This is a genomic window from Escherichia sp. HH091_1A, assembly GCF_030295175.1.
GTDB classification, from domain to species: Bacteria; Pseudomonadota; Gammaproteobacteria; order Enterobacterales; family Enterobacteriaceae; genus Escherichia; species Escherichia coli_F.
Genome location: NZ_AP025747.1, coordinates 892,645 through 917,120, shown reverse-complemented (window position 1 = coordinate 917,120; position 24,476 = coordinate 892,645). Strand labels below are relative to the sequence as shown.

General features: G+C 50.3%; 25 protein-coding genes and 1 pseudogene. 18 read left to right on the top strand and 8 right to left on the bottom strand.

Going from position 1 to position 24,476, the window contains the following annotated elements:
- Positions 1-65: 65 nt before the first annotated feature.
- From QUF14_RS04260 to QUF14_RS04215, 10 genes and pseudogenes are all read left to right on the top strand, one after another.
- Positions 66-281, top strand: coding sequence for a hypothetical protein (locus QUF14_RS04260; protein WP_000188857.1), 216 nt, complete (start codon positions 66-68; stop codon positions 279-281).
- A 98-nt stretch (positions 282-379) separates the two neighbouring features.
- Entirely contained in the window at positions 380-601 is a 222-nt protein-coding gene (locus tag QUF14_RS04255; protein ID WP_000774248.1) for a TraR/DksA family transcriptional regulator, read from the top strand.
- 53 nt (positions 602-654) lie between these two features.
- A pseudogene (locus QUF14_RS04250) lies at positions 655-1,236 on the top strand (ead/Ea22-like family protein); the annotation flags it as partial.
- 1 nt (position 1,237) lies between these two features.
- Entirely contained in the window at positions 1,238-1,441 is a 204-nt protein-coding gene (locus QUF14_RS04245; RefSeq protein ID WP_024226606.1) for a hypothetical protein, read from the top strand.
- 49 nt (positions 1,442-1,490) lie between these two features.
- On the top strand, positions 1,491-2,234 hold the full coding sequence (locus QUF14_RS04240; protein ID WP_042970727.1) for a hypothetical protein: 744 nt from the start codon (positions 1,491-1,493) through the stop codon (positions 2,232-2,234).
- Positions 2,235-2,556: 322 nt separating this feature from the next.
- The gene (locus QUF14_RS04235; RefSeq protein WP_024226604.1) at positions 2,557-3,180 is read left to right on the top strand and encodes an antA/AntB antirepressor family protein; all 624 of its coding nucleotides are present in this window, start codon (positions 2,557-2,559) and stop codon (positions 3,178-3,180) included.
- 42 nt (positions 3,181-3,222) lie between these two features.
- Positions 3,223-3,390, top strand: coding sequence for a hypothetical protein (locus tag QUF14_RS04230; protein WP_042970713.1), 168 nt, complete (start codon positions 3,223-3,225; stop codon positions 3,388-3,390).
- A 39-nt stretch (positions 3,391-3,429) separates the two neighbouring features.
- Positions 3,430-3,648 carry an excisionase gene (locus tag QUF14_RS04225; protein ID WP_001303849.1) on the top strand — a complete coding sequence of 73 codons (219 nt, stop codon included), beginning with the start codon at positions 3,430-3,432 and terminating at the stop codon, positions 3,646-3,648.
- Complete coding sequence (locus QUF14_RS04220; RefSeq protein WP_042970712.1) at positions 3,626-4,696, top strand: tyrosine-type recombinase/integrase; 1,071 nt, start codon at positions 3,626-3,628, stop codon at positions 4,694-4,696. Before QUF14_RS04225 ends, QUF14_RS04220 begins: the two co-directional genes overlap by 23 nt.
- Positions 4,697-4,830: 134 nt before the next feature.
- Positions 4,831-6,114 carry a putative acyl-CoA thioester hydrolase gene (locus tag QUF14_RS04215; protein ID WP_001091544.1) on the top strand — a complete coding sequence of 428 codons (1,284 nt, stop codon included), beginning with the start codon at positions 4,831-4,833 and terminating at the stop codon, positions 6,112-6,114.
- Between the two features lie 324 nt (positions 6,115-6,438).
- On the opposite strand, the gene QUF14_RS04210 is transcribed toward QUF14_RS04215, so the two are convergent.
- The 3 genes from QUF14_RS04210 to QUF14_RS04200 form a co-directional block, all read right to left on the bottom strand.
- Positions 6,439-8,700 (bottom strand): hydratase, encoded by a 2,262-nt coding sequence (locus QUF14_RS04210; protein ID WP_100734007.1) that lies wholly within the window; start codon positions 8,698-8,700, stop codon positions 6,439-6,441.
- Between the two features lie 182 nt (positions 8,701-8,882).
- Positions 8,883-10,316: an anion permease gene (locus QUF14_RS04205; protein WP_001036488.1), complete on the bottom strand. Its 1,434-nt coding sequence runs from the start codon at positions 10,314-10,316 to the stop codon at positions 8,883-8,885.
- 75 nt (positions 10,317-10,391) lie between these two features.
- Positions 10,392-11,444, bottom strand: coding sequence for a 4-oxalomesaconate tautomerase (locus tag QUF14_RS04200; protein ID WP_000723635.1), 1,053 nt, complete (start codon positions 11,442-11,444; stop codon positions 10,392-10,394).
- A 183-nt stretch (positions 11,445-11,627) separates the two neighbouring features.
- Between QUF14_RS04200 and QUF14_RS04195 the strand changes: the two genes are divergently transcribed.
- Entirely contained in the window at positions 11,628-12,581 is a 954-nt protein-coding gene (locus QUF14_RS04195) for a LysR family transcriptional regulator (protein WP_010361054.1), read from the top strand.
- A gap of 40 nt (positions 12,582-12,621) precedes the next feature.
- On the opposite strand, the gene pgl is transcribed toward QUF14_RS04195, so the two are convergent.
- Positions 12,622-13,617, bottom strand: a complete 996-nt coding sequence (gene pgl, locus QUF14_RS04190) for a 6-phosphogluconolactonase (protein WP_000815410.1) — start codon at positions 13,615-13,617, stop codon at positions 12,622-12,624.
- A gap of 154 nt (positions 13,618-13,771) precedes the next feature.
- Here pgl and ybhA point away from each other — a divergent pair, with 154 nt between their 5' ends.
- Entirely contained in the window at positions 13,772-14,590 is an 819-nt protein-coding gene (ybhA, locus tag QUF14_RS04185; protein ID WP_001360505.1) for a bifunctional pyridoxal phosphate/fructose-1,6-bisphosphate phosphatase, read from the top strand.
- Here the strand turns inward: ybhA and modC are convergent, their stop codons facing one another.
- From modC to acrZ, 4 genes are all read right to left on the bottom strand, one after another.
- The gene (modC, locus tag QUF14_RS04180) at positions 14,591-15,649 is read right to left on the bottom strand and encodes a molybdenum ABC transporter ATP-binding protein ModC (RefSeq protein ID WP_000891653.1); all 1,059 of its coding nucleotides are present in this window, start codon (positions 15,647-15,649) and stop codon (positions 14,591-14,593) included. It lies immediately after the preceding gene.
- A 2-nt stretch (positions 15,650-15,651) separates the two neighbouring features.
- Positions 15,652-16,341: a molybdate ABC transporter permease subunit gene (gene modB, locus QUF14_RS04175; protein ID WP_000604034.1), complete on the bottom strand. Its 690-nt coding sequence runs from the start codon at positions 16,339-16,341 to the stop codon at positions 15,652-15,654.
- Positions 16,341-17,114, bottom strand: coding sequence for a molybdate ABC transporter substrate-binding protein (gene modA / locus QUF14_RS04170; RefSeq protein WP_000101978.1), 774 nt, complete (start codon positions 17,112-17,114; stop codon positions 16,341-16,343). Before modA ends, modB begins: the two co-directional genes overlap by 1 nt.
- A 165-nt stretch (positions 17,115-17,279) precedes the next feature.
- Positions 17,280-17,429, bottom strand: a complete 150-nt coding sequence (gene acrZ, locus QUF14_RS04165) for a multidrug efflux pump accessory protein AcrZ (RefSeq protein ID WP_000891515.1) — start codon at positions 17,427-17,429, stop codon at positions 17,280-17,282.
- Between the two features lie 128 nt (positions 17,430-17,557).
- Between acrZ and modE the strand changes: the two genes are divergently transcribed.
- The 6 genes from modE (at position 17,558) to galM (ending at position 24,405) form a co-directional block, all read left to right on the top strand.
- Positions 17,558-18,346 (top strand): molybdenum-dependent transcriptional regulator, encoded by a 789-nt coding sequence (modE, locus tag QUF14_RS04160; RefSeq protein WP_001147451.1) that lies wholly within the window; start codon positions 17,558-17,560, stop codon positions 18,344-18,346.
- Between the two features lie 67 nt (positions 18,347-18,413).
- The gene (gene modF / locus QUF14_RS04155) at positions 18,414-19,886 is read left to right on the top strand and encodes a molybdate ABC transporter ATP-binding protein ModF (RefSeq protein WP_000096911.1); all 1,473 of its coding nucleotides are present in this window, start codon (positions 18,414-18,416) and stop codon (positions 19,884-19,886) included.
- 260 nt (positions 19,887-20,146) lie between these two features.
- Positions 20,147-21,163, top strand: a complete 1,017-nt coding sequence (gene galE / locus QUF14_RS04150; RefSeq protein ID WP_001265443.1) for a UDP-glucose 4-epimerase GalE — start codon at positions 20,147-20,149, stop codon at positions 21,161-21,163.
- Between the two features lie 9 nt (positions 21,164-21,172).
- The gene (gene galT, locus QUF14_RS04145) at positions 21,173-22,219 is read left to right on the top strand and encodes a galactose-1-phosphate uridylyltransferase (protein WP_000191512.1); all 1,047 of its coding nucleotides are present in this window, start codon (positions 21,173-21,175) and stop codon (positions 22,217-22,219) included.
- 3 nt (positions 22,220-22,222) lie between these two features.
- Complete coding sequence (gene galK, locus QUF14_RS04140) at positions 22,223-23,371, top strand: galactokinase (RefSeq protein WP_000053449.1); 1,149 nt, start codon at positions 22,223-22,225, stop codon at positions 23,369-23,371.
- The gene (galM, locus tag QUF14_RS04135) at positions 23,365-24,405 is read left to right on the top strand and encodes a galactose-1-epimerase (RefSeq protein WP_000931381.1); all 1,041 of its coding nucleotides are present in this window, start codon (positions 23,365-23,367) and stop codon (positions 24,403-24,405) included. Before galK ends, galM begins: the two co-directional genes overlap by 7 nt.
- Positions 24,406-24,476: the final 71 nt, after the last annotated feature.

Sequence of the window (24,476 nt, the reverse complement as noted above, 5' to 3'; positions counted from 1 at the left end):
TGCATTCTTCTGGCAGCGGGCTTTATATTCTGTGTGCTTATGCTTGCCGACATGGGACTTGTTCAATGACACCTCAGCAAGAAAACGCCCTTCGCAGCATTGCCCGTCTGGCTAACTCTGAAATCAAAAAAGCCAGACAGCAGTTTCCGGATAAAAACGTCGATGACATTTGCCGTAGCGTACTGAAGAAGCACCGCGAAACGGTAACGCTGATGGGATTCACACCGACTCACTTAAGTCTGGCAATCGGTATGTTAAACGGCGTCTTTAAGGAACGGTGAACATGAAAAGCAAAATCATCAGGGAGCTACAGGCTCCTTTTTTATTATTCGCATTCACCCTCAAGCGTATTAACCAACAATTCAGGGATTAATGAAAGATGGCAGACCTCATTGATTCAGCATCAGAAATTGAAGAATTACAGCGCAACACAGCAATAAAAATGCGCCGCCTGAACCACCAGGCTATATCTGCCACTCATTGTTGTGAGTGTGGCGATCCCATAGATGAGCGAAGACGCCTGGCCGTTCAGGGTTGTCGGACTTGTGCAAGTTGCCAGGAGGATCTGGAGCTTATCAGTAAACAGAGAGGTTCGAAGTGAGCGAAATTAACTATCAGGAACTGCGTGAAGCGGCAGCGCAGGCAATGCATGACGACTGGGGATTTGATGTGGACCTTTTCCATGAGATGGTAACACCATCGATTGTGCTGGCACTGCTGGATGAACGGGAAAGAAACCAGCAATACATCAAACGCCGCGACCAGGAGAACGAGGAGATTGCGCTTACGGTTGGGAAGCTGCGTGTTGAGCTTGAAGCAGCAGAGAACAACCTTATTGATAGTGAATGCCATGTTGCTGAACTGGAAGAAGCTCTACGCGATAAGCAGGCGTTACTTGAAGCCTCAGAAAAGCGCAACGCAAAATTACAAAGCGAGAATGCATACATCCGCAACCGGTACAAAGAACTGGACCTATTAATCGGGAAAAACATTCTGGTCATGCAGGCTGCCATTATCGAATGGCAGGCAACTGGCGACGCTAAGAGCGGACTAGCATGGATTTATAACACACTGTTTGGCCCTGGCGAATTACCGGACGAATCTGAGAAAGATGCTCAGGCCTACTTTAATCGCAAATATGCACCGATTGACGAAAAGCTTATGGCGCTTCACAAGTGGTTTTGGGAACAAAGTGAAGCCGAGCGCGCCGCTGGCATTCGCATCAAAGGAGAGTGAGATGAACGGACAAATCTCAATTGTTCGACCGGGAGCATGTGACGATTGCGAGATACGAATGATTATTCGTCTGGCGAGGGGGAAAACAATAACTGCTCTCATTACTCCAGAAAATCTCGCATTAGCATTAACCGGAAAGTCAGACCTGCCAGTAGAGCTAAAGCTGCGAAATGTTGAGATTAAGGTGAGTATCAGCAATGAATAACAATCCTCGCATTGGCGGGGATTTCTTTTATCTGAAAAGGACAGAATACATGATTAACAATATTGCAAATCAGTCTTCGTTTCCGGCTGCAACAATTGACAGCCAGATGCTGTTGAAAATGGTTAATGAGGCGCGGAGACTGCGAGGCGAAAAAGAAGTACGCAACAACGACTTCATTGCACGCATCAAAGATGAGCTTGAGGGGGAGGGTTACGAAATTTTCGTAACCCCCATGGATAAGAAAAAAGGCGGAGCGGATCAGGTGGTTATAGTGATGACCTACAAGCAAGCCCTGCGCGTCGCCGCACGTGAGTCGAAAGCCGTCCGTCGTTCGCTGGTCGACAAACTTGAATCAATGCAACAGCAGTTGCAACAAAAAACGACCACGAAGAAATCACCGGATGGCCTTGAAGAATTCCGTAAGGCACGCGCATTGAAAATGACCGTCGACACAATGAAAGACCTCTTCGACTTCCTCCCTCACCTCGCACCGGAAGCTAAACAGGTCGTTGCCGCCAGCCTGATTAATCCCGTCGTCGGCTTTAGTGCAATCCCTCTTCCGGTCATTGATGAACATCACTACTCTGCGTCGGAGGTTGGCACCATGCTTGGCATTTCAGCCAACAAGATAGGGCGCATTGCCAACACCTACATGCTCAAAACAGAAAAGTACGGGAAGTGGTTCATCGACAAATCGGCGCACAGTGACAAGCAGGTCGAGACATTTCGCTACAACGAGGCGGGAGTGCACAAGATCGAGGAACTCATCGAAGGAGAACGAAAGGCTGCATGATTTTGACAAGATAGTTTTCCCCAAATCTGGGGGAAAAGACCGAATGGCGCGGCTTACAGCAAGATAAAGACCACATGATTTGACAAATCCGCATTAACGGGGCTATATTCCGCTTCATGGTGCTGAACACACCTTGCAAAGCGGAAACCGCACCCGTCAGTCATGCGGCTTTTTTATGTCCATTTCTCAGATATGGTCGGGTAGCGCGTATACCGAAAAACAACCGAAAGGTTAAGGATACGGGCCGACTTTGCACGGTGTTCAAGTACCTGACCGCCCTGCTGAACACAGGGCTATCTGAACAAATGCAAAGGACATAAAAATGACCAGTCAACTCATCCCCGTATTCAACGGCACTATCGCCAACGAAACAGCCCTACTCTGCAATGCCCGCGATCTGCATGCTTTTTTAGGCGTGAAAAAGGTGTTTGCGGCATGGATTACAAATCGCATTTCAGAATACGAATTCATTGAAAATCAAGACTATATTTTGCTTTCCAATTTGGGAAAGCAAACATCTGGTAGAGGCGGTCACAACCGCAAGGATTACCACCTCACCCTCGACACAGCCAAAGAACTGGCGATGGTGGAGCACAACGAAAAAGGCCGCCAGATACGCCGATACTTCATCGAGTGCGAAAAGAAACTTCGCAGCATGCAACCAGCACAGCAATTCACAGACGAGGAAATCATCCTCCTCTGCTACATGCAGGTACAGATGGAGAAAGCACAGGACATCAGCAAACGCCTGTATCCGATATTGAAGGAACTGAACTCATCATACGCGAGCAAGCTGTATGACATCGCGTTTGAGACTTTCTACACGGTGACGAAAAACAGAGACGCATTGCTCAGGGAGGCAACACGAATTGACCAGACAAGCGCCATTTTCGAACGGGCAAGACCAATGTTAAAAAGCCTTCGGGCGAGACAATTCGAATTTTAATATCAAAGGAGCTTCGGCTCCTTTTTTTACAGGTGAAACTTAATGAAATTCAAAGTCACAGGTGAATGGAATGGAGAACCATTCAACAGAGTTATCGAAGCGGAGAACATCAACGACTGCTACGACCACTGGATGATATGGGCGCAGATAGCGCATGCAGACGTAACCAATATTCGAATTGAAGAACTGAAAGAACACCATGCCGCCTGATGGCGGTTTTTTCTTGCGTGTAATTGCGGAGACTTTGCGATGTACTTGACACTTCAGGAGTGGAACGCACGCCAGCGACGCCCAAGAAGCCTTGAAACAGTTCGTCGATGGGTACGCGAGTGCAGGATATTCCCTCCTCCGGTTAAGGATGGAAGAGAGTATCTGTTCCACGAATCAGCGGTAAAGGTTGACTTAAATCGACCAGTAACAGGTAGCCTTTTGAAGAGGATCAGAAATGGGAAGAAGGCGAAGTCATGAGCGCCGGGATTTACCCCCTAACCTTTATATAAGAAACAATGGATATTACTGCTACAGGGACCCAAGGACGGGTAAAGAGTTTGGATTAGGCCGAGACAGGAGGATAGCAATCACTGAAGCAATACAGGCCAATATTGAGTTATTTTCAGGACACAAACACAAGCCTCTGACAGCGAGAATCAACAGTGATAATTCTGTTACGTTACATTCATGGCTTGATCGCTACGAAAAAATCCTCGCCAGCAGAGGAATCAAGCAGAAGACACTCATAAATTACATGAGCAAAATTAAAGCAATAAGGAGGGGGCTGCCTGATGCTCCACTTGAAGACATCACCACAAAAGAAATTGCGGCAATGCTCAATGGATACATAGACGAGGGCAAGGCGGCATCAGCCAAGTTAATCAGATCAACACTGAGCGATGCATTCCGAGAGGCAATAGCTGAAGGCCATATAACAACAAACCCAGTCGCTGCCACTCGCGCAGCAAAATCAGAGGTAAGGAGATCAAGACTTACAGCTGACGAATACCTGAAAATTTATCAAGCAGCAGAATCATCACCATGTTGGCTCAGACTTGCAATGGAACTGGCTGTTGTTACCGGGCAACGAGTTGGTGATTTATGCGAAATGAAGTGGTCTGATATCGTAGATGGATATCTTTATGTCGAGCAAAGCAAAACGGGCGTAAAAATTGCCATCCCAACAACATTGCATGTTGATGCTCTCGGGATATCAATGAAGGAAACACTTGATAAATGCAAAGAGATTCTTGACGGAGAAACCATAATTGCATCTACTCGTCGTGAACCGCTTTCATCCGGCACAGTATCAAGGTATTTTATGCGCGCACGAAAAGCATCAGGCCTTTCCTTCGAAGGGGATCCGCCTACCTTTCACGAGTTGCGCAGTTTGTCTGCAAGACTCTATGAGAAGCAGATAAGCGATAAGTTTGCTCAACATCTTCTCGGGCATAAGTCGGACACCATGGCATCACAGTATCGTGATGACAGAGGCAGGGAGTGGGACAAAATTGAAATCAAATAATGATTTTATTTTGACTGATAGTGACCTGTTCGTTGCAACAAATTGATAAGCAATGCTTTTTTATAATGCCAACTTAGTATAAAAAAGCAGGCTTCAACGGATTCATTTTTCTATTTCATAGCCCGGAGCAACCTGTGAACACATTTTCAGTTTCCCGTCTGGCGCTGGCATTGGCTTTTGGCGTGACGCTGACCGCCTGTAGCTCAACACCGCCCGATCAACGTCCTTCTGATCAAACCGCGCCTGGTACCTCTTCTCGCCCGATTCTGTCGGCAAAAGAAGCGCAGAATTTCGATGCTCAACACTATTTTGCGTCCCTGACGCCAGGTGCTGCAGCGTGGAATCCTTCCCCGATTACCCTGCCTGCGCAACCTGACTTTGTTGTCGGCCCGGCGGGTACTCCAGGTGTAACGCATACCACGATTCAGGCGGCGGTAGATGCGGCAATTATCAAGCGCACCAATAAGCGCCAGTATATTGCCGTGATGCCTGGTGAATATCAGGGAACGGTGTATGTCCCTGCCGCTCCGGGTGGAATTACTCTGTACGGTACAGGTGAAAAACCGATTGATGTGAAGATTGGGCTTTCCCTTGATGGGGGCATGAGTCCTGCCGACTGGCGTCACGACGTCAACCCGCGCGGCAAATATATGCCAGGTAAACCAGCGTGGTATATGTACGATAGCTGCCAGAGCAAACGCAGCGACAGTATCGGCGTTCTCTGCTCTGCGGTCTTCTGGTCACAAAACAATGGCCTGCAACTGCAAAACCTGACCATCGAAAACACGCTGGGTGATAGCGTAGATGCGGGTAACCATCCGGCGGTGGCACTGCGTACTGATGGCGACAAAGTGCAGATCAATAACGTCAACATTCTCGGTCGTCAGAATACATTCTTTGTCACCAACAGTGGTGTGCAAAACCGTCTGGAAACCAACCGTCAGCCGCGTACTCTGGTGACCAACAGTTACATTGAAGGGGATGTGGATATCGTTTCTGGTCGCGGCGCAGTGGTGTTCGATAATACCGAATTCCGCGTGGTGAACTCACGTACTCAGCAAGAAGCGTATGTGTTTGCACCGGCTACGCTGTCTAACATCTATTACGGTTTCCTCGCCGTAAACAGCCGCTTCAATGCTTCCGGTGATGGCGTGGCGCAACTGGGCCGCTCGCTGGATGTTGATGCCAATACCAACGGTCAGGTGGTGATCCGTGATAGCGCCATCAACGAAGGTTTTAACACGGCGAAACCGTGGGCCGATGCGGTGATTTCCAATCGTCCATTTGCGGGTAATACCGGCAACGTTGATGATAACGACGAAGTACAGCGTAATCTGAATGACACTAACTACAACCGCATGTGGGAATACAATAACCGCGGCGTGGGTAGCAAAGTGGTTGCAGAGGCGAAGAAGTAAAAGCGATTAACTTTTTGCCGGATGCGGCGTAAACGCCTTATCCGGCCTACAGTTCGATGCGATTCGTAGGTCAGATAAGATACGTCAGCATCGCATCCGACAATAAGTGCCGGATGCGGCGTAAACGCCTTATCCGGCCTACGGTTCGATGCGATTTGTAGGTCGGATAAGATGCGTCAGCATCGCATCCGACAATAAGTGCCGGATGCGGCGTAAACGCCTTATCCGGCCTACAGTTCGATGCGATTTATAGGTCGGATAAGATGCGTCAGCATCGCATCCGACAATAAGTGCCGGATGCGACCTACATTCACATGGCGCTTTTTACATCTGACGGTTTTTATTGAAGTTAATCAAACTACCCGCCTTGATAATCTCGCGCTCTTCAGCAGTCAGACTTTCCATATAGAGCGTAATCTCTGTTACCGGCGCATCGTCATGGATCACATAACCTTTAAACGTCGTCCCCGGATTATCCAGCGCCGCTTTAATGCCAGGGATGTAAATGTAATCGCCCACTTCAAAGTTCGGTACTTCCGCCATCTGCAGCGGTAACATCCCCCAGTTGATGACGTTAGAACGGTAGCGTTTAGTCGCGTATTCCTCGGCAATATTCGCCAGACCGCCAATCACACGCTGGCAGCTCGCCGCCTGCTCACGCGCAGAACCATCGCCTGGTTTCACCGCATAGACCATGCTGCCAATTTCAGTTTGCAGCGGATCAATATGCTCCTGACCAGCAATCTGCTTAATGCGCGCAAATACATCTGCCAGCTCGCTGACATTGCCCGCCAAACGCTGATTTTCCAGCTCGGCAGTCGCTTTACTTCTGCCAACATAGCCCGGATCACGGCGTGACAGGGTAAACTCCGCCAGACCAATCGGATTTGAACGATAAGAAGAGGTTTCACCGGAAGGAATCAATTCGTCGGTGGTGGTCACTTCGTCGAGGATCTTCGAGCACACTTTGAGGACGATATTGTCAGTCAGCGCGCCCAATTCCGGCCAGTCTTTGATGTTCGGTCCGTAGATCAGCGATTGCTGGGTCGCCCCTTTCACAAAGCCCTGATAAACACGGTTTTTATACGGCGTGACATCGAAGGCGTACTCCGGCACGTTGTCCCAGCAATCCAGCTCGCTGGCAGAGGTTAAATAGCCACCGTTTGCCGCAGTCGCAGCGATAGAACGAGCGTCCATCAACGCCACTGCTGACATCTGCCCATTGGCTGGCTTAGAGCCTTCGCGGTTCGGGAAGTTACGCGTGGTGTGGCGAATACTCAAACCGTTGTTGATTGGCGTATCGCCCGCGCCAAAGCATGGGCCGCAGAACGCGGTTCTGATGATTGCGCCTGCGCCAATCAAATCTGCTACCACGCCTTTTTTGGCTAAATCCATAAACACCGGCTGTGATGACGGATAAACCGCCAGCGAGAAGGTGTCATTGCCACAGGATTGACCGCGCAGTGCATTCGCCGCCGCGATGACGTTTTCGTAGTTACCGCCAGAACAGCCCGCGATAATCCCCTGCTGCACTTTCAGGCGACCATTTTCGACTTTATCCAGCAATGAGAGTTTGGCTTTCCCGTGCGCCACGCGCTCGGACTCAATTTCAATCTCACGCAGAATGTCGGTCAGGTTCTGGTTCAGCATGTCGATTTCATACACGTTGCTCGGGTGGAACGGCAGCGCAATCATTGGTTTGATGGCACTCAAATCAACGCTGATGCAGCCATCGTAGTACGCCATCGGTTGAGGGTTAAGCTGACAATAATCCTGGCCGCGACCGTGCAGCGCCAGCCAGTTATGAACTTCTTCATCAGTTTGCCAGACAGAACTTAAACAGGTAGTTTCAGTGGTCATCACGTCAACGCTGTTACGGAAATCGGTAGAGAGCGCCGCAACACCGGGACCCACGAACTCCATCACTTTGTTTTTGACGTAGCCGTTTTTGAACACGGCACCGATGATCGCCAGCGCCACATCCTGCGGGCCCACATACGGCGCAGGTTTTCCGGTTAGATGCACCGCGACCACGCCCGGATAATCGATATCCCAGGTATCATTAAGCAGTTGTTTTACCAGTTCGCCGCCGCCCTCGCCGACCGCCATCGTACCTAACGCACCGTAACGGGTGTGGCTGTCTGACCCGAGGATCATTTTGCCGCCGCCTGCCATCATTTCACGCATATATTGATGGATTACAGCAATATGCGGAGGCACAAAAATACCGCCATAACGCTGCGCTGCCGATAAACCAAAAATATGGTCATCACCGTTAATGGTGCCGCCTACGGCGCAGAGTGAGTTATGGCAGTTGGTCAATACATACGGTAGCGGGAAACGTTCCATACCGGACGCTTTAGCGGTCTGTACAATACCAACAAAGGTAATATCGTGAGAGGCTAATGAATCAAACTTAATTTTAAGTTTATCCATATTTCCGGACGTATTATGAGAAGAGAGAATAGACCAGGCAATAGTGCCTTTTTTGGCTTCTTCTTTTTTAATTTCGCCGCTGAAATGTTCTTCGGCAATTATTTCGTTATTACTGGCGAGAAACACGCCTTTTTCAGATAACTTGATCATCAAATGCTCCAGATATCTGCGCACCGTTAAGTGCGCAGAAAGATAATAAATGGATATACTCTAAATAATTCGAGTTGCAGGAAGGCGGCAAGCGAGTGAATCCCCAGGAGCTTACATAAGTAAGTGACTGGGGTGAGCGAACGCAGACACAGCACATGCAACTTGAAGTATGACGAGTATATTTACAGCATGTTCCAGCCGATCAGCATATTCCACCACCACACGCCGAGGGTGATATGTACCAGGAAGGTTAATATCGTTAGTACCGCACCGACCAACCACCAGGATTTAATATCGTTATAGCCTACGCCGAAGATGACCGGACCTGCCGCACCGCCATAGTGAGTAACCATGCCGCCATAGGAGTTGGAGAAAAGCAGCGCCAGCGCAGTTAACATTAACGGTGCGCCGGAGACGTTCGCCAGCATGGCAAATACCGGTAACATGGCAACGATATAGGCACTACCGGAAGCAAAGAAATAACGCACGATGATGCTAAGGAAAATAATAACGAAGAAAGCTACGTTACCATGACCGTCAAATGCCAGGTTATTTTTAAAGACTTCAGCTAACCATTCGAAGAATTTAACTTTCGATAATAAGGAGCTTAAGCCGATAATACCGCCGTACCAGATTAAGGTATTCCAGCCGCCTTTATTTTTCACCACGTCTTCCCAGGTAACGATCCCCAGCAGCAGCATGGTCGCCATAACAACGATTGCCACAGTGGATTCATCTACCCCGAGCGTTTTACTGAAAATCCAGCCCAGCAGCGCCAGCACGAAGACACCGAGCAGCATTTTTTCGCGGATTTTCATCGGCCCCAGCTCAGCAAGGCCCGCTTTGGCGATGGTTTTGTTATCCACTTTCTTAATTTCTGGCGGATACATGGTGTAAATCACCAGCGGAGTGACCAGCAGCATAATGATGCCCGGCAATCCAGCAGCCAGCGCCCATCCACCCCAACTAATTTGTAGGTGCAGAATATCATTGATCATTTTCAGCGCCAGAATGTTCCCCGCCATTGCAGTAAAGAACATATAGCTGGTGGTTTTAGTAACCATGTAAATGGACATCATCAGGTAATGTCCAACACGACGTGGGCTTTTTTCAGGTTCTGACCCCAAAGCCACCGCCACGCTGTTGATGATCGGTAACACAATGCCGCCCGCACGCGCGGTGTTAGACGGTGTTGCCGGAGCCAGTACCAGATCGAGGAATACCGTAACGTAACCCAGTCCCAGGGTAGTGCTACCAATTTTGCCAATCAATAAATAGGCAATACGTTTACCTAACCCTGTGGTCACAAATGCGGCACTTAAGGTAAACGCCGAGAACACCAGCCAGGTGGTACCTGAAGAGTAACCGCTTAATACGGCGGTGGTCTTAAATGCACCATCGGATAAATTACCGACCACCACCATGGAGGCAGCAACGGCAATTAACAGTACGACTGGTTCCGGGAAAGGCTTGATAACCAGCCCCACAATGGCCGCCAGGTAAATACCAAAAAGCACCCACGCCAGTTCGCTTAATCCTGCCGGAGCTGGCATAAAGCCAATAATACATGGGATCGCTAATATCAGAATTAGCTTCCATAACGATTTCTTATTCATTTAAAATCCTGTTCTTTCTGTATGACTCATACAGAAGTCCTTTATTGTTTGTCCTTATCACGACAACAAAATTTTTCAGGGAAGATAAACTTCACCGGAAAATATTTTTCTGGTTGTCCGAATAACAGATGCGCGTAACGTCGTGGCATCCTGACCTTCATTACTTAAATGAACGTCGAGTGCACCACTGGGGTGTTCAATATTGATATTGCCGTATCCTACAGAAGGGACGATTTGTCGGGTGACGGTGCCTTCCAATGCACAGCTACTGGAAATGGCAATAGCACCGGTTATCGCCAGCGCACGATGGCAGGAGTGCGGCATAAAATAACGCACATTAATTGCCCCGCCTTTCTGTGCTGGAGAAATAAGCACAGGCTTAGGGATAACCATATTACTGACATCACCTAAGCCCATTGCTTTACCCGCTTGTAGGCGGATAGATTCAATGCGGGCTAATAATGTTTTGTCGGCATCCAGTTCCGCCGGTAATTCATAGCCTGTTTTACCCAAATAATCAGCCGGAATAATGACGACTGGCATCGCCATATCGATACAAGTCACTGGAACATCGTCAAAATAATCAATCTGATTATCAGTCGGGAAGACTTTTCCGGTTTTGGTTCCGGCGGCATTCAGGAAAGTGAGCGCAACCGGTGCGGCAGTACCCGGTACGCCGTCAATTCTGGCGTTACCCTCGTACTCGACAACACCATTTGGCGTTTGCACATCAGCTTCAATGAATGTACCCGTATTGACGTTGCGGATACGTACGCGGGTAACTGGCGAAGTCGCTGCAATCAAACCATTTTCAATGGCGAATGCCCCAACGCCAGACAGCATATTGCCGCAGTTAGGCGTGGTATCGACACGTTGCTCATGGACGATAACCTGAGCAAACAGATAATCGACGTCAGCACGCGGATCGCTGGAACGGCTAATTATGGCGACTTTACTGGTCAGCGGATTACCGCCGCCAATACCGTCAATTTCCAGATCGTTACCGGAACCCATAATTGCCATCAATATTTTATCGCGCTGCGTTTGATCTTCGGGTAGATGTTCCGCTAACAGGAACGCGCCCCTCGAGGTTCCACCTCGCATCATCACGCAGGGTATTTTTTTCATAATAATGCCCTCAATTTAAAAACATAACTTATTGCGATATGGTTACATTAAGGGAAAAGCATCTCTAATGACTTTAGCTCAACGATTAATAACATTTTTTCATTAATTTAAGTTGGCTAAATGCAGTTAAAATTTTTAACGGCCAGTCACCCAAAATCGTCGCTTCCATTTTCTGGAGTAATAATGAAGCATGAATTATCAAGTATGAAGGCATTTGTCATACTGGCAGAGTCCAGTTCATTTAACAATGCCGCTAAATTACTCAATATTACGCAACCTGCATTAACGCGAAGAATAAAAAAGATGGAAGAGGATTTACATATTCAACTATTTGAGCGTACAACTCGCAAGGTTACGTTAACAAAAGCAGGAAAAAGGTTGCTCCCGGAGGCGCGGGAATTAATAAAGAAATTCGATGAAACGCTTTTTAATATTCGTGATATGAATGCTTATCATCGTGGTATGGTGACGTTAGCGTGTATTCCGACCGCAGTATTTTATTTTTTACCACTGGCAATCGGTAAATTTAATGAGCTGTATCCCAATATTAAAGTGCGGATTCTGGAACAAGGCACGAATAATTGCATGGAATCGGTGCTGTGTAACGAATCAGACTTTGGCATAAACATGAACAACGTCACAAATTCATCCATTGATTTTACCCCACTGGTCAACGAGCCGTTTGTGCTGGCCTGTCGGCGTGACCACCCATTAGCCAAAAAGCAGCTTGTAGAATGGCAGGAGTTAGTAGGTTACAAAATGATTGGCGTACGCTCCTCCAGCGGCAACCGACTTTTGATAGAACAACAGCTGGCCGACAAGCCCTGGAAGCTGGACTGGTTTTACGAAGTGCGTCATCTTTCGACGTCATTAGGACTGGTGGAGGCGGGACTGGGGATTTCGGCGCTTCCTGGTCTGGCAATGCCCCATGCACCCTATTCTTCGATTATTGGTATCCCGCTGGTGGAACCGGTTATACGTCGGACATTGGGGATTATTCGCCGCAAAGATGCCGTGCTTTCTCCGGCTGCAGAACGCTTTTTTGCCTTGCTGATTAATTTATGGACCGACGATAAAGACAACTTGTGGACCAATATCGTCGAACGCCAGAGACATGCGTTACAGGAAATGGGGTAATACACCGGCGCAGGAGAGACTGCGCCGGGTAAATCAGCGGCTAGTGTGCGTTAACCACCACCCACATTGGTCCCTGCCCGACCGCATAGCGGCCTTTTTCATGCAGTAGCCCCTGCTCGCCAACAATTTCGTATACCGAGATGTGGTGAGATTTTTGCCCGGCGGCAATCAGATACTTGCCGCTGTGATCAACATTAAAGCCGCGCGGCTGGGTTTCCGTTGGCTGGAAGCCTTCTTTACTCAACACGCTGCCATCTTCCGAAACGCTGAAAACGGTAATCAGGCTGGCGGTACGGTCGCAGGCGTATAAATGACGACCATCCGGGGTGATATGAATATCAGCCGCCCAACGGGTATCGGAGAAGTCTTCCGGCATCATATCCAGCGTCTGGACACATTCGATATTGCCGTGCGGATCTTTCAGTTCCCAGACATCCACTGAGCTGTTTAACTCATTGACGCAATACGCATATTGTTCGTTTGGATGGAATACCATATGACGCGGGCCGGCCCCTTCAACGGTAGTCACTTCCGCGGGGTCCTGCGCCACCAGATGACCATCATCGCTGACCGTAAACAGGCAAATGCGATCCTGCTTTAATGCCGGAACCCACAACGTACGGTTGTCCGGTGAGATATTGGCGGAATGGCAACCGTCCAGTCCCTCGACCACATCGACGACGCCCACTGGCAGGCCATCTTCCAGACGCGTTACGCTCACGTTACCCGCATTGTAAGAACCTACAAAGACAAACTGCCCTTGGTGATCGGTGGAAATATGCGTCGGACTACCCGGCAGCGCAGACTCTGCGGCAAAGGTCAGTGCGCCATCGTCCGGGGCGATACGATACGCCAGGACGCGAAACTCAGGGCGAACACCAACATAGATATAACGTTTGTCCGGGCTGACCACCATCGGCTGCACCTGCCCCGGCACATCGACAACCTGTGTCAGCGTCAGTGCGCCTTCATGATTCAGGTTCCAGACGTGAATTTGCTGGCTCTCAGGGCTGGCGATATAAACTGTTTGCTTCATGAATGCTCCTTTGCATTTAGCAACTGACTGTAACAGCTAAAATTAGTCGCTTTTGGCGGTGAATGCTGAATTAAAACGCAGAATTTTGTCCGATAGTGGTATCGGTGTACCATTCGCGCAGACGAAAATTCTTAACCTTAATCTGGAATACGCCATGACCACACGCGTGATTGCTCTCGACTTAGACGGCACCTTATTGACCCCGAAAAAAACCTTGCTTCCTTCATCGATAGAAGCCCTGGCCCGCGCTCGCGAAGCAGGCTATCAATTAATCATCGTCACGGGCCGCCATCACGTCGCTATTCATCCTTTTTATCAGGCGCTGGCGCTGGATACACCTGCTATTTGCTGTAATGGCACCTATTTGTATGATTATCATGCAAAAACAGTGCTTGAAGCCGATCCAATGCCCGTTAATAAAGCCCTGCAACTCATTGAGATGCTGAATGAACACCACATTCACGGTCTGATGTATGTGGATGATGCAATGGTCTATGAGCACCCGACCGGGCATGTCATTCGCACGTCTAACTGGGCGCAAACCCTGCCGCCGGAACAGCGTCCGACCTTTACCCAGGTTGCTTCACTGGCCGAGACAGCGCAGGAAGTTAACGCAGTATGGAAGTTCGCCCTGACACACGATGACCTGCCGCAATTGCAGCATTTTGGTAAGCATGTTGAACATGAATTGGGACTAGAGTGTGAATGGTCCTGGCACGATCAGGTTGATATTGCCCGCGGTGGTAACAGTAAAGGTAAACGCCTGACGAAATGGGTTGAGGCGCAAGGCTGGTCGATGGAAAACGTCGTCGCATTCGGCGATAATTTTAATGATATCAGTATGCTGGAAGCCGCTGGTACAGGCGTGGCGATGGGCAACGCTGATGACGCAGTAAAAGCGCGTGCCAACATTGTGATTGGTGATAACACCACCGACAGCATTGCCCGGTTCATTTATAACCACCTGATTTAATCAGGCGGTTATCGAGACACTTTTAATTTGCGCGTATAGCCATAGGCCAGGTTTGATCGCCAGTTCATCCCTGGCCCACGGGCTTATTCGCGCCCACAGCGTTTTACCGCCGACTTCCAATTCCACTTCCACCTGACCGTTGTCGTCATAGCTATTGACGACTTTGGCGCGCAATACGTTACGAATGCTGGTTTGTTGCGGCGGTTGTAAAACCAGAGAAACATCGGAAGCCTGGATGCGGATGCGTAGCGCGGCTTGCAGCGGTTCATCCAGCTTATTAACCCACAAATGCTGATCGCCCAGCGCCAGCGCGGTCATCGCGTAACGCGGATGATGTTCCAGTACCGTTACTTTCAGAATGCTGCTTTGTTGCTCTTTCGGCAGCCATGGATTCATCACGCTACTGCCCCAGACTTCTTCCAGCGCACCGAACGCTTTCACCTGGCCATTTTCCAGTACCATCACTCGGTCTGCCAGATGGAGGATCTCATCCAGCGAATGGCTGACATAGAGCATCGGAATGTTGATTTCCCGCGTCAACCGTTGCAGATAAGGCAATAGCTCGCGTTTTCGCGGAAGATCCAGCGAGGCCAGTGGTTCATCCAGCAATAATAATTCCGGTGCCGTCAGCAATGCCCGGCCAATTGCCACACGCTGTTTTTCGCCTCCGGACAGGCTGCCCGGTAAACGCTCAAGCAACGGATCAATGCCTAAAAGCGCCACCAGCTTATCGAACTGATCGACCATGCTTTTCGCCATGCCGTAGCGCAGATTTCCACGTACTTTGTAATGCGGAAACAGCCGCGCATCCTGAAACACATAACCAACGCGACGCTTTTCTGGCGAAAGGCAGATCCCTTTTTCGGCGTCATTTAGTACCCGACCATTGAGGACAATCCGCCCTTTTTGCGGACGTGTCAGCCCACTGATGGCATTAATCAGCGAGGTTTTTCCAGCTCCGGAGACACCAAAGATAGCGGTGATACCATTGGCGGGCAGCGTTTCATTAATGGCCAGGCAATGATTGCCCAACGTCTGGGAAAAATTCAGTTCCAGCATGATTAGCGCCCCGCCCGTTCACGGCTGATTCTGGCCAGCCATTCAGAAATCAACAGGGAGATCATCGCCAGCGCAATAGAGATAATGCACAGTCTCGCCGCACCACTTTCCCCGCCGGGGGTCTGGATCAGGGTATACATGGCTGAAGGAATGGTTCGCGTTTCGCCAGGAATGTTAGAAACAAAGGTGATCGTTGCCCCAAACTCACCAAGCGAACGAGCGAATGCCAGTACCGTACCGACGATAATTCCCGGTAAGGTCAGCGGTAACGTGATAGTAAAGAACACGCGCCAGCGCCCTGCCCCCAATGTTCTTGCGGCCTGTTCCAGTTTGACATCAACCCCTTCCAGCGCCAGACGAATTGCCCGCACCATCAACGGAAACGACATCACGGCGGCAGCGAGAACCGCGCCACGCCAGCTAAAGGCGAAGGTAATGCCAAACCAGTCATACAGACGTTCACCGATAAATCCGCGCCGTCCCATCGAAACTAATAACAAGTAACCGACGACCACGGGCGGTAACACCAGCGGTAGATGCAGTACGCTGTCGAGCAGAGCTTTGCCCGGAAATGTGCAACGCACCAGTAACCAGGCAAAAAAGATCCCAAACGGCAGGCTAAACAGCACAGCCAGGGAAGAAACTTTCAGGCTTAATAAAACCGCCTGCCATTCTGGATCGGTCAGTATCATTACTTGGTTGTAAATCCGTAGCGTTTAAAAATTTCCGCAGCCTGCGGTCCCTTCAGATAATCATAAAATGCTTTTACTGTCGCATTGTTATGTCCTTCCACAACAGCAACCGGATATTCCACTTTTTTATGTGAATCTTCCGGGAAGGTGGCAACCACTTTTACCCCTTTGCTGGCAACTGCGTCAGAACCGTAAACAATACCCAGCGGCGCTTCATTGCGTTCGACCAACGCCAGCGCGCCACGAACATCTTCCGCCGGAGCCAGTTTCGGGGAGAGCGTATCCCATGCGCCCAGTTTTTGCAGTGCTTCTTTTGCATAAATGCCAGCGGGAACATGTTCCGGATCACCAACCGCCAGGCGACCGCCATTCAGCAGCGAAGTCCAGTTGGTTTTGCTGTCAATGGAGAAATCTTTCTGCTCGCTGGCTTTCGGTGCTACAACAACCAGGCTATTACCGAGTAGAGTCTGACGCGAGGCCGTATCGATCGCTTTTTTATCAACCGCATAATCCATCCATTTCTGATCGGCAGAAATAAACAGATCCGCAGGCGCACCCGCTTCAATCTGACGGGCCAGGGTAGAAGACGAGGCGAAAGAAGAGACGACATCTACGCCTTTCTCTTTTTTATACTGCGTAGCGATGTCCTGCATTGCGTTAGTCAGTGATGCGGCGGCGAACACCGTGATTTTTCCTTCATCTGCCAGTGCATTGCCAGCAACAGCGAAAGAGAATGCCGCCCCGGCAAACAAGTTCAACCATTTACGAGCCATTGGTAACCCCTTAATGTGACGTTATGTAGGCGACAATATAACGGCAAGTTCAGAATTTTCCCAGCAGTTATTGCTAACCTTTGTGAGGTTGATGAAAAAAATATCGGCAGGAAAAGCAGGAAGTTGAGAAAAAGAAAATGCCCGACTAAGCGGGCATTCATAGAATCAATGATTTTGTCCGGGCTGGTCTTTTTTACCAACACCAGAAAAGATGTTGAATACTTCACCAAGACCGTAAATCAGACCCAGGATGATGGCCATCACGACAGGTACCATGATTACGGCGAATACCAGACTTTTTAATAACTCTAACATGGTCAACTCCAGATATAGTCATGAGACTATTCTAACCGCTAAGCACAGAAAAGCACTCCCCTTTTGTGCGGTCAGCTTTGCGTGGCGTTCGTTTTCCGTCACAATAAGACTTTTGCCAGGACATTGTTATGCAGGCCGAAATCCTTCTCACCCTTAAGCTCCAACAAAAATTATTCGCCGACCCGCGCCGCATTTCGCTACTAAAACACATTGCGCTTTCCGGTTCCATTAGCCAGGGAGCGAAAGATGCCGGTATCAGCTATAAAAGCGCTTGGGATGCTATTAACGAAATGAATCAGTTAAGCGAGCATACGCTGGTTGAGCGCGCAACAGGCGGTAAAGGTGGCGGCGGCGCAGTACTGACCCGCTATGGTCAGCGACTGATTCAGCTCTATGACTTACTGGCGCAAATCCAGCAAAAAGCCTTTGATGTATTAAGTGACGATGACGCCCTGCCGCTGAACAGCCTGCTGGCCGCGATCTCACGTTTTTCACTGCAAACCAGCGCCCGTAACCAGTGGTTCGGCACCATCACCGCCCGCGATCATGATGACGTTCAACAGCATGTTGATGTCTTACTGGCTGACGGAAAAACACGCCTGAAAGTCGCAATTACCGCACAAAGCGGCGCACGTCTTGGGCTGGATGAAGGTAAAGAAGTGTTGATATTGCTAAAAGCGCCGTGGGTAGGTATTACTCAGGACGAAGCGGTAGCGCAAAACGCCGACAACCAATTACCGGGTATTATTAGTCATATTGAGCGCGGCGCAGAGCAGTGCGAAGTATTAATGGCGCTACCCGACGGGCAAACACTATGCGCCACGGTGCCGGTAAATGAAGCGACTACTCTTCAGCAAGGGCAGAATGTCACGGCCTACTTTAATGCCGACAGCGTGATTATCGCCACGCTGTGCTAAGCGTGTTGACAATTTGTTATGAAACACGTATCCCTGTCAGTAATCGCTGCAAAAAATGGGATATAAAATGTCATCGTTGCAAATTTTGCAAGGCACGTTTCGTCTTAGCGACACAAAAACGCTGCAATTGTCTCAGCTAACGTTAAACGCGGGTGATAGTTGGGCGTTTGTCGGTTCGAATGGGAGCGGGAAGTCGGCGCTGGCCCGCGCGCTGGCGGGGGAACTTCCGCTTTTGAAAGGTGAACGACAAAGTCAGTTTTCCCACATCACTCGTCTCTCCTTCGAGCAATTGCAAAAGCTCGTCAGCGACGAATGGCAACGGAATAACACCGATATGCTCGGCCCTGGCGAAGATGACACCGGACGCACTACGGCTGAAATCATTCAGGATGAAATTAAGGATGCACAGCGTTGTGCGCAGTTGGCGCAGCAGTTCGGCATTACCGCCCTTCTCGACCGACGCTTTAAATACCTTTCCACTGGCGAGACGCGCAAAACCCTGCTGTGTCAGGCGCTGATGTCGGAGCCAGACTTGTTGATTCTTGATGAGCCGTTCGATGGCCTTGATGTTGCCTCACGTCAGCAGCTGGCTGAGCGACTCGCCTCGTTACATCAGTCCGGTATTACCCTGGTACTGGTGCTCAATCGCTTCGATGAGATCCCGGAATTTGTCCAGTTTGCTGGTGTGCTGGCGGATTGCACGTTAGCGGAAACTGGTGCTAAAGAGGAACTGCTCCAACAAGCACTCGTCGCGCAACTGGCGCATAGCGAACAGCTTGAAGGTGTGCAACTGCCGGAGCCAGATGAACCTTCAGCACGTCACGCCTTACCCGCCAACGAACCGCGCATTGTGCTGAACAACGGCGTGGTTTCTTATAACGATCGCCCCATTCTTAATAACCTTAGCTGGCAGGTGAATCCAGGCGAACACTGGCAAATTGTCGGGCCAAATGGCGCGGGAAAATCGACGCTATTAAGCCTGATTACAGGCGATCATCCGCAAGGTTACAGCAACGATTTAACACTTTTCGGACGACGTCGCGGCAGCGGCGAAACCATCTGGGATATCAAAAAACATATCGGTTACGTCAGCAGTAGTTTGCATCTGGATTACCGGGTCAGCACTACCGTGCGTAATGTGATCCTTTCTGGCTATTTTGATTCGATTGGCATTTATCAGGCCGTTTCAGATCGCCAGCAAAAACTGGTGCAGCAGTGGCTGGATATTCTCGGCATTGATAAACGCACGGCTGACGCTCCTTTCCATAGTCTTTCCTGGGGACAGCAGCGTCTGGCGCTGATTGTCCGCGCACTGGTGAAACATCCGACGTTGCTTATTCTCGATGAACCACTACAGGGGCTTGATCCGCTCAATCGCCAGCTTATCCGCCGTTTTGTTGATGTGCTGATTAGCGAAGGTGAAACGCAATTGTTGTTTGTTTCGCACCACGCTGAAGATGCGCCCGCCTGTATTTCCCATCGTCTTGAGTTCGTGCCGGACGGTGACCTCTATCGTTATGCGCTGACAAAAATAAACTGAGTCGGTAATGCTGACTGTACCGGAGGCGGCCTAAGCGCCCTCTCCGGCCTAAAGTTCGACGCATCCAGGCATGAAACCGCGACTTTTTTCAGATAAAAAGCGCAATCATTCATAAACCCTCTGTTTTATAATCACTTAATCGTGCATAAAGAACGGCTAAATTCTTGTGTAAACGATTCCACTAATTTATTCCATGTCACACTTTTCGCATCTTTGTTATGCTATGGTTATTTCATACCATAAGCCTAATGGAGCGAATTATGAGAGTTCTGGTTACCGGTGGTAGCGGTTACATTGGAAGTCATACCTGTGTGCAATTACTGCAAAACGGTCATGATGTCATCATTCTTGATAACCTCTGTAACAGTAAGCGCAGCGTACTGCCTGTTATCGAGCGTTTAGGCGGCAAACATCCAACGTTTGTTGAAGGCGATATCCGTAACGAAGCGTTGATGACCGAGATCCTGCACGATCACGCTATCGACACCGTGATCCACTTCGCCGGGCTGAAAGCCGTTGGCGAATCGGTACAAAAACCGCTTGAATATTACGACAACAATGTCAACGGTACTCTGCGCCTGATTAGCGCCATGCGCGCCGCTAACGTCAAAAACTTTATCTTCAGCTCCTCCGCCACCGTTTATGGCGATCAGCCCAAAATTCCATACGTTGAAAGCTTCCCGACCGGCACACCACAAAGTCCTTACGGCAAAAGCAAGCTGATGGTGGAACAGATCCTCACCGATCTGCAAAAAGCCCAGCCGGACTGGAGCATTGCCCTGCTGCGCTATTTCAACCCGGTTGGCGCGCATCCGTCGGGTGATATGGGCGAAGATCCGCAAGGTATTCCGAATAACCTGATGCCATACATCGCCCAGGTTGCTGTAGGCCGTCGCGACTCGCTGGCGATTTTTGGTAACGATTATCCGACCGAAGATGGTACTGGCGTGCGTGATTACATCCACGTAATGGATCTGGCGGACGGACACGTCGTGGCGATGGAAAAACTGGCGAACAAGCCAGGCGTACACATCTACAACCTCGGCGCTGGCGTAGGCAGCAGCGTGCTGGACGTGGTGAATGCCTTCAGTAAAGCCTGCGGCAAACCGGTTAACTATCATTTTGCACCGCGTCGCGAGGGCGACCTTCCGGCCTACTGGGCGGACGCCAGCAAAGCCGACCGTGAACTGAACTGGCGCGTAACGCGCACACTCGATGAAATGGCGCAGGACACCTGGCACTGGCAGTCACGCCATCCACAGGGATATCCCGATTAAGGAACGACCATGACGCAATTTAACCCCGTTGATCATCCACATCGCCGCTACAACCCGCTCACCGGGCAATGGATTCTGGTTTCACCGCACCGCGCTAAGCGCCCCTGGCAGGGGGCGCAGGAAACGCCAGCCAAACAGGTGTTACCTGCGCACGATCCAGATTGCTTCCTCTGCGCAGGTAATGTGCGGGTGACAGGCGATAAAAACCCCGACTACACTGGGACTTACGTTTTCACTAATGACTTTGCGGCCTTGATGTCTGACACGCCAGATGCGCCAGAAAGCAACGATCCTTTGATGCGTTGTCAGAGCGCGCGCGGTACCAGCCGGGTGATCTGCTTTTCACCGGATCACAGTAAAACGCTGCCAGAACTGAGCGTTGCGGCATTGACGGAAATCGTCAAAACCTGGCAGGAGCAAACCGCAGAACTGGGGAAAACATACCCGTGGGTGCAGGTCTTTGAAAACAAAGGCGCGGCGATGGGCTGCTCTAACCCGCATCCGCACGGACAGATTTGGGCAAATAGCTTCCTGCCTAACGAAGCTGAGCGCGAAGACCGCCTGCAAAAAGAATATTTCGCCGGGCAGAAATCACCAATGCTGGTGGATTATGTTCAGCGCGAGCTGGCAGACGGTAGCCGTACCGTTGTCGAAACCGAACACTGGTTAGCCGTTGTACCTTACTGGGCTGCCTGGCCGTTCGAAACGCTACTGCTGCCCAAAGCCCACGTTTTGCGGATCACCGATTTGACCGACGCCCAGCGCAGCGATTTGGCGCTGGCGTTGAAAAAGCTGACCAGTCGTTATGACAACCTCTTCCAGTGCTCCTTCCCCTATTCTATGGGCTGGCACGGCGCGCCATTTAATGGCGAAGAGAATCAACACTGGCAGCTGCACGCGCACTTTTATCCACCTCTGTTGCGCTCCGCCACCGTACGTAAATTTATGGTTGGTTATGAAATGCTGGCAGAGACCCAGCGAGACCTGACCGCAGAACAGGCAGCAGAGCGTTTGCGCGCAGTCAGCGATATCCATTTTCGCGAATCCGGAGTGTAAGTAATGAGTCTGAAAGAAAAAACACAATCTCTGTTTGCCAATGCATTTGGCTACCCTGCCACTCATACCATTCAGGCGCCTGGCCGCGTGAATCTTATTGGCGAACACACCGACTACAACGACGGTTTCGTTCTGCCCTGCGCAATTGATTATCAAACCGTCATTAGCTGTGCGCCACGTGATGACCGTAACGTTCGCGTGATGGCAGCCGATTATGAAAATCAGCTTGACGAGTTTTCCCTTGATGCGCCTATTGTCGCACATGAAAACTATCAATGGGCTAACTACGTTCGTGGCGTGGTGAAACATCTGCAACTGCGTAACAACAGCTTCGGCGGCGTGGACATGGTGATCAGCGGCAATGTGCCGCAGGGGGCCGGGTTAAGTTCTTCCGCTTCACTGGAAGTCGCGGTCGGAACCGTATTGCAGCAGCTTTATCATCTGCCGCTGGACGGCGCACAAATCGCACTTAACGGCCAGGAAGCAGAAAACCAGTTTGTTGGCTGTAACTGTGGGATCATGGATCAGCTGATTTCCGCGCTCGGCAAAAAAGATCATGCCTTGCTGATCGATTGCCGCTCACTGGGCACCAAAGCGGTTTCCATGCCGAAAGGTGTGGCTGTCGTCATCATCAACAGTAACTTCAAACGTACCCTGGTTGGCAGCGAATACAACACCCGTCGTGAACAGTGCGAAACCGGTGCGCGTTTCTTCCAGCAGCCAGCCCTGCGCGATGTCACCATTGAAGAGTTCAACGCTGTTGCGCATGAACTGGACCCGATCGTGGCGAAACGCGTGCGTCATATCCTGACTGAAAACGCCCGCACCGTTGAAGCTGCCAGCGCACTGGAGCAAGGCGACCTGAAACGTATGGGCGAGTTGATGGCGGAGTCTCATGCCTCTATGCGCGATGATTTCGAAATCACCGTGCCGCAAATTGACACTCTGGTAGAAATCGTCAAAGCTGTGATTGGCGACAAAGGTGGCGTACGCATGACCGGCGGCGGATTTGGCGGCTGTATCGTCGCGCTGATCCCGGAAGAGCTGGTGCCTGCCGTACAGCAAGCTGTCGCTGAACAATATGAAGCAAAAACAGGTATTAAAGAGACTTTTTACGTTTGTAAACCATCACAAGGAGCAGGACAGTGCTGAACGAAACTCCCGCACTGGCACCCGATGGTCAGCCGTACCGACTGTTAACTTTGCGTAACAACGCAGGGATGGTAGTCACGCTGATGGACTGGGGTGCGACTTTACTTTCCGCCCGTATTCCGCTTTCCGATGGTAGCGTCCGCGAGGCGCTGCTCGGCTGCGCCAGCCCGGAATGCTATCAGGATCAGGCCGCGTTTCTGGGGGCCTCTATTGGTCGTTATGCAAACCGTATCGCCAATAGTCGTTATACCTTTGACGATGAAACCGTAACACTTTCGCCAAGTCAGGGCGTCAACCAATTGCACGGCGGCCCGGAAGGGTTCGACAAACGTCGCTGGCAGATTGTGAATCAGAACGATCGTCAGGTGCTATTTGCCCTGAGTTCAGAAGATGGCGATCAGGGCTTTCCGGGTAATCTCGGCGCGACAGTGCAGTATCGTCTGACCGACGATAACCGTATCTCTATTACTTATCGCGCCACGGTTGATAAACCTTGCCCGGTGAATATGACTAACCACGTCTATTTCAACCTCGACGGCGAGCAGTCTGACGTACGCAATCACAAGCTGCAGATTCTGGCAGACGAATATCTGCCGGTTGATGAAGGCGGCATTCCGCACGACGGCCTGAAATCTGTCGCCGGAACGTCTTTTGATTTCCGCAGCGCCAAAATCATCGCCAGTGAATTTCTTGCCGACGATGATCAGCGCAAAGTGAAAGGTTACGATCATGCGTTCTTGTTACAGGCTAAAGGTGATGGCAAGAAAGTGGCGGCGCATGTCTGGTCAGCAGATGAAAAATTGCAACTGAAGGTCTACACCACCGCTCCGGCTCTGCAATTTTACTCCGGCAACTTCCTTGGTGGCACGCCGTCACGGGGAACTGAACCTTACGCTGACTGGCAGGGACTGGCTCTGGAAAGCGAGTTTCTGCCGGACAGCCCAAACCACCCTGAATGGCCGCAACCGGACTGCTTCCTGCGTCCTGGCGAAGAGTATTCCAGCCTGACTGAATATCAGTTTATTGCTGAATAACTTTAAGCCCTCGTCATGAGGGCTTTATCCTTATATTGCTCAAATCACCAGCAAACACCGACATATTTGCA